A 13,030-nucleotide genomic window follows, 5' to 3' on the forward strand; every position below is an offset into this window, starting at 1 on the left:
GTGCTATCCCTTCGGGGTGGTGTCGAGCAGCTCGACGTTGCCGTCGAACTGCCACAGCGGGTTCGGTGCGTCCCCGTCGGGGGTCCGCACCAGGAAGTAGCCGTTCACTTCCTTCGGTCCATCGCCATCGGCCATGAACCGCCCGTCCGGAGTGACGTCGAGTTGGTAGATGGCCTGCCCTGTGGCCTCGACGCCGGGAAGATGCCAGGTCACGACGCAGCGCCAGTCGTTGCCCGGGCCTTCCGCCGCGACCCTGGTGCTTCCCTTGTTGCACGACGCCGTGGCCTTCAGTTGGGCCTCGGTGACGGCGGGTCGGTTGAGCTGGTCGGTCTGCATGCGGTACAGGTGCGCGAACGCCGTGGCGAGCGAGCGCTGCACCTTGTCCTGCTCGATCCCGGAGCCCGTCGCCGAGGTCGTCGCGGCGACGACCGCGAACGAAGCGGCGGCCACCCCGACGAGCGGCAGGGCTCCGACGGTGATCGCGCGGCGGCCCGAACCGTCGTGGGCCAGGTTGGTGAAGTCGCGCCGTACGAAGAGCACATACGCCAGCGCCGTCGCGACCACGGCCCACACGAGGCTGACAACGATGCCGATCAGCAGCGGGCCGAGTTGCCGGGGGCTGGTGAACAGACCGTTCCAGGAGATGAAGGCGTAGCTCGGCAGGGCGACGCGCACGGCCACCGGAAGCGGCAGCATCTGGGCGACCGCCATCGCGAGCGAGACGAGCACGGGCACCAGCAGCCCCATCGGGGACCGGCCCAGCGTGACCGACCCGAGGAGGCCGAGTGCGGCGAGCGCCAGGGTCGGAGCGAGGACGCAGACCCAGGAGAGCAGGACCGAGACGGCGGCGTCCGGCGGTGCCAGGAGATGGCCGTCGAGACCGACAAGCGGCTGGTTGCCGACCACGAGGAGGCCGCCGACGGTGGCGGAGACCGCGAGCCCGGCCACGAGCAGCAGCAGGACGGTGAGACTGGCCACCGCCTTCGCCATGAAGATCCGCCGGGGGGAGCGGACCGCCACGAGCAGATGGCGCCAGGTGCCCAGCCGGTCCTCGGAGGCGAACACGTCACCGGCCACGATCGAGGTCAGCAGCGGGAGCGCCCAGGTCCCCGCGAAACCGAGCATCACCAGTGGCCCGGCCCACCCGGAGGCGAGCATCCAGCGCCCGAAGAGGGTGTCGACGGGAAGGGTGCTCTGCTGGCTCGTGCCGGCGACGAAGAGGGCGGGAGCGACCCAGCAGGCGAGGACCAGCAGGCGGATCCGCCACTGGGAGACGAGCTTGACGAGCTCGAAGCGACAGGCGCGGGAGACGGGGACGTGACGGCCCCCGGACACCTGCTCGTGTCCCTGTTCCCCGCTCCGGGTGAGGGTCGCGGTCATCTGCCCGCCTCCTGCCCCTGCTGCTGCTCCTGCTGTTGCTCGGTGAGGGCGAGGAACGCGGCTTCGAGCGGCGACACCACGGGAGTGAGCTCGCGCAGCGCGACGCCCTTCTCCACGAGCCGCACCACGAGTTGGTCGAGGGCGGGCATCAGGGCTCGTACGACGAGCGGTTCGGCGTCCTGCCGTACCCCGGCGTCATCGACGACCTGTATCCCCGGCGCGTCGTCCGCCAGCCGGCGCGCGGTCTGCGGGTCGGAGGTGAGCAGCCGGTAGTCGAGTGCACGGCTCTCGGTGGCCAGCTCGCTCAGCGGGCCGGAGAAGACGACGCGTCCGGCGGCGAGGATGGTCACCTCGGAACACAGCGCCTCGAGGTCGTCCATGTTGTGGCTGGAGAGCACGACAGCGGTCCCGTCGGCCGCGAGCCGGCCCAGGACACCGTGCACATGCTTCTTGCCCGCCGGGTCGAGGCCGTTGGACGGTTCGTCGAGGACGAGCAGCCGGGGCTTGGACAGCAGGGCGGCGGCGAGCCCGAGTCGCTGGCGCATGCCGAGGGAGAAGCCGCGGGTACGGTCGTCGGCGACGTCGGTGAGACCGACCTCGGCGAGCGCGTCGTCGATCCCCGCCGTGCGCGCGTCGTGGCCGCGGAGCGCGGCCAGCGCGGCGAGGTTCTGCCGTGGAGTGAGCGAGGGGTAGAGAGCGGGGCCGTCCACGAAGCCGGCGACACCGTCGGGAGTGTCGAGTGCCCGCTCGACCGGCGTACCCAGGATCTCCAGGCGACCGCGGTCGGCCACCGCGAGCCCCAGCAGAAGGCCGAGCAACGTCGTCTTTCCGGCGCCGTTCGGTCCGACCAGGCCGTGGATCTGACACTGCGACACATCGAGATCGATGCCGTCCAGGGCGACGACATCACCGAAGCCCTTCGTGATACCGCGAGCCCGGATTGCGCGGAGTTCTTCCATGGGTCCCTTCCTTCATATGCCTCAAGGACCCTATGGATTGATCATGCCGCTCACGGGGAGGGAGAGCTGAATGTATGGAGAACATGAAGCGACTTGGCATTCTCGATGTCGCCGCCGAGGTGGAATCATGCGCGTTCTGGGCAGCATCTTTGCCATTACTTGAGCAAAGGCGGGTGCTTTCATGATTGAGTTGCCATGGTGAATGTCGCGGTGAATGCCAAGGGGGCACGGAGCGGAATTGGGTGGCGCCCTCGGGGTCTCTGTGCGGTGTTGTGTGCCTGCCGGGTGAGGTAGTCGGCGCGCCTGCCCATTGCCACTACCGACTCATTGCGTTCTCGGCTTGCGGCTTCTGGCTCGGTTCTTCGCGATGTTTCGTGTCTGTCCTTGATGGACAGACAGAACAGCCAGTCGTGGGTACGGCGGTGGATGAACTCGCGGTTCCCTTCCGTTTTGAGCTGGTCGATCTCTGGCAGTAGTGCGGCCGACCACTGCCGGAACGTGGCCACCATCGCGCGGTCTCGGTCGCGGCTCCGCGAGGAAGCGGTTACCGAGACGAGGCGTTGGTACGCGGACGATCGGACGTGCTCGTCCGCGACGGCATCGTCGGCGTCGTCGGTGTCGTGCCGGTGGGACAGCGCCGTCGACCTCCCCGACGGCCGCCGGCAACGTGCGCCTGGAATCGGCCCGGTACGACGGCGGCCGTGTGCGCCGCAGGGGCAACGTGTCCGGGACCGGCACCTACACCGCCCCCCATCATCCCGCGACGAGCATGCCACCGCCCGGCAGGGCGGCCATCCGCAGCCGCCCTGCCTCTTCGTTCTCGGGCGGCTCCGAAGCGGGCTCGGCCTGCGAGTTGATCGGCGCGTTCGGGGATGGTGGCCTTGATGTCCCGCCGCGAGCCCGCAGTGGTGCCCTGGGCCAGGGCCAGGAGGCGGTCGAAGGTCCCCGCCGCGAAGATCTCGACGTCATCGCTGCCGCGTCCCCGCCAGCCGTCCCCGTGCGGCGGCCTGGATCCGGGAGGGCCCGAGCCCCCACTGGAGGGTGCGTCCGACGGCCGTCGCGAGGGGCCGGTCCCAGCCGGTGCGGACGGGGGCCGGGCGGTGAATGCCGAGTTCGGTGCGGGCCCAGTCGGGGAGGAGTCCGACCGAGGCGTTCGTGAGCAGGCCGACGACCAGCCGCTCCCGTCGTGTGCGTCCGAAGCGGCGGAGGAACAGAACCGAGTCCAACGCGGCCGGAGTGGCGTGGAGGTGGGGGCGGAGGCGGGTCAGGTGGCGCTCGGCCTCGAGGGACGTGCGCGGTACGTTCCGGGCGCCCAACGCCTCGGCCACGGGGGCGACTTGGCGATAGTAGGCGTCGCACTCGGCGGGGGTCAGCCGGAGCGGCCGGGGTGCGTAGGTCTGGTGGCCGGCGAGGAAGCTGCGTACCTCGGCGGTGTGCACCCAGGTGAGCAGGTCGGGGTCGTCCGCGCGGTACGGCCGCCCGTCGGGGGCGGTGCCGTGCACCCGGGTGTGGATCCGACGCACCAGGTCGATCACCTCGCGGGCGGCGGGCGTGGAGCCGAAGGTGGTCGTGGTGATGAACCGTACGGTTCCGTTCAGCCGCCCGACCGGATCGGCGCGGAAGTCGGAGTGCTGGTCGACGCCCGCCATGGCCAGCGGATGCAGCGACTGGAGCATGAGCGCGGCGAACCCGCCGGTGAGCATCCCGGTGGCGTGCCCGTGCACCCGCCACACCGGATCTCCCGGCGCGATCCCGAACAGCCCGGGGTCACCCGGCGGCCCCGCGTACCGCTCCAGCTTGAGATCCCCGCCGTGCATGGCCGCCGTGAGTTCCGCCGAGATCCGTTCCCGCAGTCCCACCAGCACCTCCAGGGTCCGTGTCCCTCAGCCGAGGGTACCGACCCGCCCGGCGAGCACGGCCACGAGAATGAGCAGTCCGCGCAGGGGGTTGGTGCCGAACGCCCGCCCGCCACACACCCCGCGTACACGCCGCCCACCAGCACCCGGCTACGGCGCCCCAGCACCACGGCGGCCGACCGCACCCCGGCCCGCACATCGGCCTCCCGGTCCTGGCAGGCGTAGATCACGTCCGTTCCCATGGCCCAGCAGATCAGTGCCCCGTACAGCGCCCCGCCCCCGGGCCCGAGCCCTCCTGTGAGCGGATGCTCGCGGCATCGGGGGTGGCGTCGAAGTCTCCCAACAACACCGCATGGCCCACCGATTGGTCCGCGATCAGTCCTTCGACGAGACGGGCTGTGGCCAGGGCCTGCCGCTCGCGCTCGTACGACGAGCAACGGCCCGAAAGGCTCGGACAGCGGAAGTCGCGCGGCAACGACACCACACCAGTCGGTGCGAGCTGTCCGCCCGGTCACCTGGAGGGTGTCCGTGGCAACGGACTCCCAGGACGTACGGGCGGCCAGGACCGCCCCGATGCCGTCGGCCGACCACCGAGGGTGCGGCACGACATGCCAGCCCTCGGTGGCGAGGGCCCGCACGTCCGCCCGGGTCACCTCCTGGAGCGCGAGCACATCCGGGGCCCGGCGCTCGAGCTCCCGCATCAGCGCGGAACGACGACCGGCGCCATCGGCATACTCGGGCGCCAGGACGTTCATCGTCATGACCCGTAACTCGTCCATGGGGCGGGGGTGTTCAGCGCGTGTCCACGACTCCACCGGTGACAGTGATCACCTCGCCCACCGTGTGGCTCGCATCCGCGTCCGAGGCCACGTACACGTACGCCGGGGCGACTTCCTCCGGCTGGGCCGGACGGCCCAGGGGCGCTTCGGGCAGGGCGACCGCACGGCCTGTGCCCGAGTCGCCACCGGTGATCAGCGCCACCTTCAGTGGCGTCCGTGGGCGGTGTCCGCGGCGCCGCCGAACAGCCGCGCTATCGCGCGGAAGGGCAGGGTGACGACGGTGGCGATGGCCCCACCGATAGCCCGGATCACGTCTGCCAATGCTCGGAACATCGGGGTCTCCGTTCTGATCGAACCGCTCGCTGTGCGGTGCCACGGCTGTGGCCCGCACGGCCTGGCCTCCCCGTGTTCCCAGGCGATGGAGGGGGAAACGAGCCCGTCCGGTCCGGAGCCCTAGGGCCGCTTGCCCACGCCGGTCGCCGCCTCGTGGGCGCGACCCGCAGGCGAGTCCTCGGCCAACGGCGCCGTGGGGCCGCCCGCTCCCCGCCGCAGCCCGCGCAGGAACTCCTCGACCGCCTCCGCAGCCGTGTGCCGGGGCGCCCACCCCAGCTCTTTCCGGGCGCGTGTGGTGTCCATCAGCGGGACCCGCAGCACCGCATCGAAAAGCTCCGCGGAAGCGGGTGCCAGACGCAGCTTCCAGGCACCCGCGACACAGCCCCGCAGGAAAGGCCGGGGCACCCGCAGCAATCGCGCACCCAGGATCTCCGCGAGAACGCCGGCGTCCACCGGTGGCTCGGCCGCGATGTTGAACGCGCCACGTACGTCCCGGATGGTGGCGGCGCGATAGGCCGCGGCGGCGTCCTCGGTGTGCAGCACCTGGAACCGCAGCCCCGGCACCTCCGGGACGACGGGCACGAGCCCCGGCCGCACCACGCTGCCCGGCACCAGCGGCCCGCCGAAGAGCCGGCGCTGCTGGGAGGCGGACTGCCGCTGGAACAGGAAACCGGGGCGCATCCGCACGACCCGCAGGTCCGGATGGCGCTGCTCGAAAGCGTCGAGGAAGCGCTCCAGGTACGCCTTCTCGCGGGTGTACGCGGCCTCGGGCCAGCCATGGGTGGGCCAGGACTCGTCGACCGCGCGGTCCTTCGGCCCCGGCGAGTACGCGGCCACCGACGACGCGTACACCAGGGCGGGAACGCCCGCGGCGGCCACGGCCTCGAAGACACGCACACTGCCCAGCACATTGGTGCGCCACGTGGTGACCGGCTCGCGGGTGGGCTGGAACAGCCAGGCCAGATGCACCACCACATCCGCACCGCGGAAGTGCGGCTCCAGCTCCACATCCGGGTCACCGAGATCCACGGCGCGCCACTCCGTCTTCTCCGGCGCCCAGTCCGGAACGCGGCGCGCGAGCCCCAGGACCGAGGACACGGCAGCCTCCTCGCCCAGCGTCCGCACCACCGCGGAGCCGACGTTGCCGGTGGCGCCCACCACGACCACCCGCAGCCCGGATGTATCCGCGTCCCGCTGGTGCATGTCCCCATCTCCTCGCTTCGTCGCTTCGGTCCGTCGTTCAGTTCCTGGCGCGCCGTACGGCCACGGCGCATGCGACGGCCCCGGCGGCCGTGCCGACGGCGGCCAGGAGCCCGTGGTGCTGGGAAGCCCACAGCTGGGTGCTGTGGCTCGTCGCCTGGTTGTCGAAGGCCCCGTGCGTTCCGTGGTCGCGGCCATTGGCGTCGTCGGCGGGGGCCCAGAGGTTCGTCGGCTGGTCCGGGGCGCGTGACCGGTCCGTCTGCTGGGAGGAGTAGCCGGTGCGGGCGAGGTACCGGTCGAGCAGTCCTGGGGCGAACCTGTTCCCGATCAGTGTCGCGGCGGTTGATCCACTCACCCAGTGCTCGCGTCGTTTCGGGTGGTCGGCGGCGTACAGAATCCCCTGCGCGGCCACTTCCGGCTGGTAGATCGGCGCCATGGGCCGGGGGTGCCGTGGCAGGCGGGAGAGCACCCAGCTGAACTGGGGTGTGTTGACGCCGGGCAGGTGTACCATGGTGACCCGTACCCGGCTGTGGTCGTGCGGGAGCTCGCAGCGCAGGGATTCGTGGAAGCCCTGGATGGCGTGCTTGGCCGCGCAGTAGGCGGACTGCAGGGGGATGCCCCGATGGGCGAGGGCGGAGCCGACCTGCACGATGGTGCCGCGGTCCCTGGGCACCATGCGGCGCAGGGCCGCCTGGGTGCCGTGGACGAACCCCAGGTACGTCACGCGGGTGACCCGCTCGAACTCCTCCGCCTCGATCTCCTGGACGGGTGCGAAGACCGTGGTGAAGGCGGCGTTCACCCAGATGTCGATGGGCCCCACATCCTGTTCCACCCGGGTGGCCGCCGCGTCCACGGCCGCGGCATCGGAGACGTCGACGCTGATGGGCAGGGGAAGGCCACCGGCCGACCACACCTCGTCCGCCACTGCCTCCAGCCCCCGCGCACCGCGCGCCAGCAGGGCGACCGCCGCGCCCCGGGCGGCGAAGGCGTGGGCGGTCGCGCGGCCGATGCCGGCGCTTGCGCCGGTCACGACGACGATCTCACGCCCGTGGCGTCCCGGCCGTTCGCCCGGGCCCCTCACCGCTGCTGCGCTCGGGTTTTGCCCTTCATCCCGAAGGCCGAGGTGGCCAGCCCGAGGAGGAAGATCACCGCGCCGGTGATCACGTTGCTCACCATGGTGCCCGTGGTGGGCGAGGGGCCGTAGACGGCCCAGGGCGTGATGATCGTCCAGACGCCGATCGCCGCCACGACCCAGCCCAGGCCGTGGGTGCGCTCGTAGGCCGAACCGAAGCCCAGTGCCAGGACCGCGACTGCCAGTCCGGTGATGAGGTTGTTGACGGTCAGCGCTGTCGCGGTATCGAAGAAGCCCACCACCCACGGAGAAATGGCCAGGTACAGACCGGCCAGCAGGGTCAGACCTTCCACGGCCCGGGCCTGCGGAGTCGTGGCCGCGCGCTCGTAGCGGGCCCTGAGCTCCATCAGATCCGGGTGTTCTTCGATGCGGGATCCAGGCGTGGTCATGATGACGCACCTCCTTCCGGTGGCCTTCAGCGCCGGGTAGCCGCGAGAAGCGGGTCCAATCACCGCGGCCGCGCCGGATCCGCCGGGCAGGCGCCGTACCTTCCACCGCTTGCCGTGCCACAGCCGGGTACTCGGGTACATCCTCGGCCCGGAGGGCCACTGGAACGTCTGGGGCGGCTCCTACGAGGAAGGCACCCTCATCCACGTCGGCCGCTGGACCACCGGCGACACCGTGATCGAATGCCGGGAGGCGCTGGCCATGCCCGCCACCCCGGACCGGCTGGTCCTGCTGCGCCGTATTCGCGCGGTGCGCGGCGACGCGCGCGTGACGCTGCGGCTGGAGGACGGAACCTGGTCGACCCACGGCGGTGGACTGCACCTGCACCTCACCGGAGCGGCCGGCGCCACCCTCGGCCGGCAGGGCCTGCTGGCGACGGACTTCACCGTGGCCTCGGGAGAAACACATGACCTCGTCCTGGAGATCGGCACCCGGGCGGGGACGGAGAAGCTGGACCCGGGCCGCCTGCGGCCCGCCGGGGCTGTCCGCCGAGGAGTACGACGTTCGTTGGCGCCAGCTCCGCGGCAACCTGCCGCAGGCGTTCGTCCACGCCCAACTCCTCGAGGCGGCGGTACGCCTCAGCGACGGCCCGGAGAGCTGAACCACTCCACTTCGGACCACGGCGGCGGCGTCAATCCCGCCGTTCCTGACGGTGGCTCATGCCCGGCAGGAATTCCCGGATCTTGGCCTTGACGCCCTGCCGGACCATGTCCGCACGGTCGGTGTCGCCCCTGACGATGGCCGCGGCCGCGGCCTCGATCTGATCGAGGGTGGCGTGCGGAGGGATCGGAGGTACGGCCGGGTCGGTGCGGAAGTCGATGACGAAGGGGCGGTCCGCGCCGAGCGCCTTGTGCCAGGCGGATTCCACTTCCCCCGGTGTTTCCACACGGACGCCGTCCAAGCCGATGGAGCGGGCGAAGTCCGCGTACGGCACGTCGGGGAGGGCCTGGGAGGGGAGGAACTGGGGGGCGCCGGACATCGCGCGCATCTCCCAGGTGACCTGGTTGAGGTCCTGGTTGTTGAGCACGGCGACGATCAGCCGGGGGTCCCGCCAGTCCGGCCAGTACTTGGCGGCGGTGATGAGCTCCGCCATGCCGTTCATCTGCATGGCCCCGTCTCCCACGAGGGCCACTGCCGGCCGGTCGGGGTGCGCGAACTTGGCGCCGATGACGTACGGGACGCCGGGGCCCATGGTGGCGAGCGTGCCGGACAGCGAGCCGCGCATGGTCCCGCGGATGCGGAGGTGGCGTGCGTACCAGTTGGCGGCCGAGCCGGAGTCGGCTGCCAGGATCACATCGTGGGGGAGGAGGGCGTCGAGCGCGTGGACGACGTATTCGGGGTTGATGGGGTCGGCGTCCACGGCGGCGCGCCGTTCCATGACCTTCCACCAGCGGGCGGTGTTCTTCTCGATCTTCTTCCGCCACGACCCGTGCTTCTTGCGCTTCAGCTTCGGGAGCAGGGCCCTGACGGTCTCCCGCGCGTCTCCGACGAGGTTGACTTCGAAGGGGTACCGCAGGCCGATCATGAAGGGGTCGATGTCGACCTGCACGGCGCGGGCCTGGTCGAGTTCCGGCATGAACTGGGTGTAGGGGAAGCTGGATCCGATGACGAGCAGAGTGTCGCACTCCTGCATCAGCTCATAGGAGGGGCGTGTGCCCAGCAGCCCGATGGCTCCGGTGACATACGGCAGGTCGTCGGGGAGGGCGTCCTTGCCCAGGAGGGCTTTGGCCACCCCGGCGCCGAGTACGTCGGCGAGTTCCTCGACTTCGGCTCGCGCCCCGCGTGCGCCCTGGCCGATGAGGATCGCCACCTTCTCGCCGGCGTTGAGTACGTCGGCGGCACGGTCCAGGTCGGTGGGGTCCGGGATGGGCGCGTAGGAGGAGATGCCGAGGCTGGAGGGGACCATTTTGAACGCGTGTGTCGGCGGGGAGTAGTCGAGTTCCTGCACGTCGGCGGGGATGATGAGGGCCGTCACCGTGCGTTTGGCGTAGGCCGTGCGCATCGCCCGGTCGATGACGTTGGGGAGTTGTTCGGGGACCGTGACCATCTCGCAGAAGTCGGCGGCGACATCCTTGTAGAGGTTCAGCAGGTCGACTTCCTGTTGGTAGGAGCCGCCCATGGCGCTGCGGTTGGTCTGGCCGACGATCGCCACCACCGGTACGTGGTCGAGCTTGGCGTCGTACAGGCCGTTGAGCAGGTGGATGGCCCCAGGCCCGGAAGTCGCCGCGCACACCCCCACGCGGCCGGAGAACTTCGCGTAGCCCGTGGCCTCGAAGGCGGCCATCTCCTCGTGCCGGGCCTGAATGAACCGGGGCTTGTTGTCGGCCCGTCCCCAGGCGGCGAGCAGACCGTTGATGCCGTCGCCCGCGTAGGCGAAGACATGTTCGACGTCCCACTCGCGCAGGCGCTGGAGGATGTAGTCGGACACTTTGCGTGACACAGGTCTTCCTCTCGCCGGCCCTGCCCTCGCCCGGTCGGGGCATCGATACCAAGATCTACATAGTGCGCAAGGTCCCGGAGTCCCGCACCCCGCTGGGTCGCCCATTCGGCTGAAGGCGGGAGGCCCCGATGACCCTCCGCCGACGCCCGACATGCCGGTGACCAGGCAGAACGCCCGGGCCGGCTCCACCACCGCAACCAGATCACCGCCTACGCGGACAAGGCCTTGCACGGCGTCGTCCGGGGGACATGGTTGCGCGGTGAACGGATCGCCGAGGACGGGCGCGTCACCCAGAGGACGGGTCGACTGATCGAGCGGCACACCGCATGACCGCAACGGCCCCAACAGGGCGGACTGTTGGTTAGGATGACAAGTGAGGTCAATCCGCCCGGCGGCTTGAGGGCGGGGCGAACACGACGGGGGGCTCGCGTTGGATCGCCTGGCCGGAGCGGAACTGGAAGTCGACCCAGTCCAGGTCGTGCTCGACGACGCGGTGGGCGTGTGACCGGCCGGCCGGCGCCCGCGGTGCTGCCCCCGTCGCTGCGCACGTGGCTCGGGCTGATCGCGGCCCTCGCCGCGCTGGTGGTCGTCGTGCTCGGGGTCCTGTACGCGGGCCACAGCCGGCCCGGCATGGTGGACGGGTGGTTCGTCGACCCGACGGCGGACAGTGTGCGGTCGCCGTGGCGGAGCGTCGCACTGACCCTCGACTTCCTGGGGGAGCCCGTGGGAGCGGCGACGCTGGTCGTGGCCGCCGTGACGGGCTGCCTGCTGCTCCGGCGTCCTCGCGCGGCGGTGCTCGTCGTCGCAGGCGTCGGCGTGGCCGTGGGGGTGGCGACGCTGCTCAAGCACCTGGTGGGACGCACCATCCACGGCGACGGCAACCTGTCCTACCCGAGCGGGCACACCGCCTTCCTCACCGCCCTCGCCCTCGTGGTGGCGCTGGTCGCGACCGGCCGACTCGGCCTCGGCAGGATGGCCGGCACGTCACTCGTGCTCGCCGCGGCGCTGGTTGCCGGGGCCGCCATGGGCTGGGCGCAGGTCGCCCTGGGCGCGCACTACCCGACCGACGCCCTCGGCGGCTGGTGCACCGCGCTGGCGGTGACACCGGCGACCGCGTGGCTGGTCGACCGGACGGCCGACACTGGTCGGCGGGAACGCCGCTGACGTCACCTCACGACAGGTGGCGGAATACGGGTTTCACCGGGCGCCCGGCCAGCCAGGGGGTGGGGTCGGCGGCGTCCAGCGCCTTCCGGTACACCGCACATGCCTGGGCCACCACCTCGACGGTGTGGTCGATGTCGGCGTCGCCGAGCGCGCTGCTCACCACGAACGACGGGGCCAGCACCCCGCCCGCGAGGAGCAGGCGCAGGAACAAGGTGCGGTACCGCTGCGACGGCTGCCGGTTCTCGTCGAGCGTGGCGAAGACCAGGTTGCTGGCCCGGCCCCGGACGACGATGTGGTCGCCGACGCCCGTGCTCGCCGCGGCGTCGCGGACACCGGCGGCCAACCGCTCGCCGAGGGAGTGCAGCCGCGCGGTGACGCCCTCCTCGACGTAGGTGGTCTGCACGGCCATCGCGGCGGCCAGGGAGTGCGTTTCCGCACCGTGCGTGGTGGACAGCAGGAACACCCGGTCGCCGGAGTGGCGCAGCCCGCCCCGCTCCATCAGATCGCGGCGCCCGGCCAGCGCGGAGACGGCGAATCCGTTGCCCAGCGCCTTGCCGAACGTGGAGAGGTCGGGGACGACGCCGTACAGGCCCTGGGCGCCCGCCTCGGACCAGCGGAAGCCGGTGATCATCTCGTCGAAGATCAGTACGCAGCCGTGCCGGTCCGCCAGCTCGCGCAGGCCGGCGAGATACCCGGGCGGGGGCTCGGTGTGGGTGGCGGGTTCGAGGATCAGGCAGGCGACCTCGTCCTGGTACCGGGTGAGCAGCTCCTCCGTGGCGGCCAGGTCCCCGTAGGGGAACGCCACGGTGAGTTCGGTGGTCGCCGCCGGAATGCCGGCGGACATCGGCGTGGTGCCGATGAACCAGTCGTCGACGGAGAAGAACGGATGGTCGGCGCAGAGCGCCACCCGCGGCCGCCCGGTGGCGGCGCGGGCGAGGCGCACCGCGGCCGTGGTGACATCGGAGCCGTTCTTCGCGAACTTCACCATCTCGGCGGTCGGCACCGTGGCCAGGAAGCGTTCCGCGGCCTCGACCTCCACGATGGACGGCCGGACGAAGTTGCTGCCGCGATCGAGTTCCCGCCGCACCGCCTCGATCACGCGTGGGTGCGCGTGGCCGAGGCTGACCGACCGCAGGCCGGAGCCGTACTCGACGTAGCGGTTGCCGTCGATGTCCCACACATGGGCACCGCGGCCGTGGCTGATGACCGGGGCCAGGTTCTCGGGGTACTGGTCGTCGCCCTTGGCGTAGGTGTGCGCGCCCCCGGGGATCAGGGCGTGCAGCCGCTCGTTCGCCGTCCGCGACCGGGGCAGTGGGAACTCTTCGGTGGCCACGCCGACC

12 protein-coding genes and 2 pseudogenes are annotated in these 13,030 nt (G+C 71.3%); 3 read left to right on the forward strand and 11 right to left on the reverse strand.

Going from position 1 to position 13,030, the window contains the following annotated elements; genetic code table 11:
• Window positions 1-3 precede the first annotated feature (3 nt).
• The 9 genes and pseudogenes from ACH4SI_RS00725 to ACH4SI_RS00765 all read right to left on the reverse strand — a co-directional run bounded on the left by ACH4SI_RS00725 (window position 4) and on the right by ACH4SI_RS00765 (window position 8,028).
• Window positions 4-1,380 (reverse strand): ABC transporter permease, encoded by a 1,377-nt coding sequence (locus ACH4SI_RS00725; protein WP_398291034.1) that lies wholly within the window; start codon window positions 1,378-1,380, stop codon window positions 4-6.
• Window positions 1,377-2,339 carry an ABC transporter ATP-binding protein gene (locus ACH4SI_RS00730; protein ID WP_398291036.1) on the reverse strand — a complete coding sequence of 321 codons (963 nt, stop codon included), beginning with the start codon at window positions 2,337-2,339 and terminating at the stop codon, window positions 1,377-1,379. The genes ACH4SI_RS00725 and ACH4SI_RS00730 overlap by 4 nt, the downstream gene beginning before the upstream one ends.
• Window positions 2,340-3,304: 965 nt before the next feature.
• Window positions 3,305-4,198, reverse strand: a complete 894-nt coding sequence (locus tag ACH4SI_RS00735; RefSeq protein WP_398291038.1) for an oxygenase MpaB family protein — start codon at window positions 4,196-4,198, stop codon at window positions 3,305-3,307.
• Between the two features lie 488 nt (window positions 4,199-4,686).
• Window positions 4,687-4,974, reverse strand: a pseudogene (locus tag ACH4SI_RS00740) (endonuclease/exonuclease/phosphatase family protein); the annotation flags it as partial.
• A gap of 13 nt (window positions 4,975-4,987) precedes the next feature.
• Window positions 4,988-5,176, reverse strand: a complete 189-nt coding sequence (locus ACH4SI_RS00745) for an SDR family oxidoreductase (protein ID WP_398291040.1) — start codon at window positions 5,174-5,176, stop codon at window positions 4,988-4,990.
• A gap of 2 nt (window positions 5,177-5,178) precedes the next feature.
• The gene (locus tag ACH4SI_RS00750) at window positions 5,179-5,307 is read right to left on the reverse strand and encodes an LPFR motif small protein (RefSeq protein WP_398291042.1); all 129 of its coding nucleotides are present in this window, start codon (window positions 5,305-5,307) and stop codon (window positions 5,179-5,181) included.
• Between the two features lie 120 nt (window positions 5,308-5,427).
• On the reverse strand, window positions 5,428-6,510 hold the full coding sequence (locus ACH4SI_RS00755; RefSeq protein WP_398291044.1) for an NAD-dependent epimerase/dehydratase family protein: 1,083 nt from the start codon (window positions 6,508-6,510) through the stop codon (window positions 5,428-5,430).
• A gap of 37 nt (window positions 6,511-6,547) precedes the next feature.
• On the reverse strand, window positions 6,548-7,588 hold the full coding sequence (locus ACH4SI_RS00760; protein WP_398291046.1) for an SDR family oxidoreductase: 1,041 nt from the start codon (window positions 7,586-7,588) through the stop codon (window positions 6,548-6,550).
• Window positions 7,585-8,028 carry an SPW repeat protein gene (locus tag ACH4SI_RS00765; RefSeq protein ID WP_398291048.1) on the reverse strand — a complete coding sequence of 148 codons (444 nt, stop codon included), beginning with the start codon at window positions 8,026-8,028 and terminating at the stop codon, window positions 7,585-7,587. Before ACH4SI_RS00765 ends, ACH4SI_RS00760 begins: the two co-directional genes overlap by 4 nt.
• Before the next feature lie 109 nt (window positions 8,029-8,137).
• On the opposite strand from ACH4SI_RS00765, the gene ACH4SI_RS00770 reads away from it, so the two are divergent.
• Entirely contained in the window at window positions 8,138-8,779 is a 642-nt protein-coding gene (locus tag ACH4SI_RS00770; protein ID WP_398291050.1) for a hypothetical protein, read from the forward strand.
• On the opposite strand, the gene ACH4SI_RS00775 is transcribed toward ACH4SI_RS00770, so the two are convergent.
• Window positions 8,718-10,526 carry a thiamine pyrophosphate-requiring protein gene (locus ACH4SI_RS00775; RefSeq protein ID WP_398291052.1) on the reverse strand — a complete coding sequence of 603 codons (1,809 nt, stop codon included), beginning with the start codon at window positions 10,524-10,526 and terminating at the stop codon, window positions 8,718-8,720. The genes ACH4SI_RS00770 and ACH4SI_RS00775 overlap by 62 nt on opposite strands.
• A 174-nt stretch (window positions 10,527-10,700) precedes the next feature.
• Between ACH4SI_RS00775 and ACH4SI_RS00780 the strand changes: the two are divergent.
• A pseudogene (locus ACH4SI_RS00780) lies at window positions 10,701-10,856 on the forward strand (allantoinase); the annotation flags it as partial.
• Between the two features lie 171 nt (window positions 10,857-11,027).
• On the forward strand, window positions 11,028-11,690 hold the full coding sequence (locus ACH4SI_RS00785) for a phosphatase PAP2 family protein (RefSeq protein WP_398291054.1): 663 nt from the start codon (window positions 11,028-11,030) through the stop codon (window positions 11,688-11,690).
• Window positions 11,691-11,697: 7 nt separating this feature from the next.
• Here the strand turns inward: ACH4SI_RS00785 and ACH4SI_RS00790 are convergent, their stop codons facing one another.
• Window positions 11,698-13,023, reverse strand: coding sequence for a glutamate-1-semialdehyde 2,1-aminomutase (locus ACH4SI_RS00790; RefSeq protein WP_398291056.1), 1,326 nt, complete (start codon window positions 13,021-13,023; stop codon window positions 11,698-11,700).
• Window positions 13,024-13,030: the final 7 nt, after the last annotated feature.

Origin of the sequence: Streptomyces sp. NPDC021212 (assembly GCF_044332925.1) — a bacterium.
Taxonomy (GTDB): Bacteria; Actinomycetota; Actinomycetes; order Streptomycetales; family Streptomycetaceae; genus Streptomyces.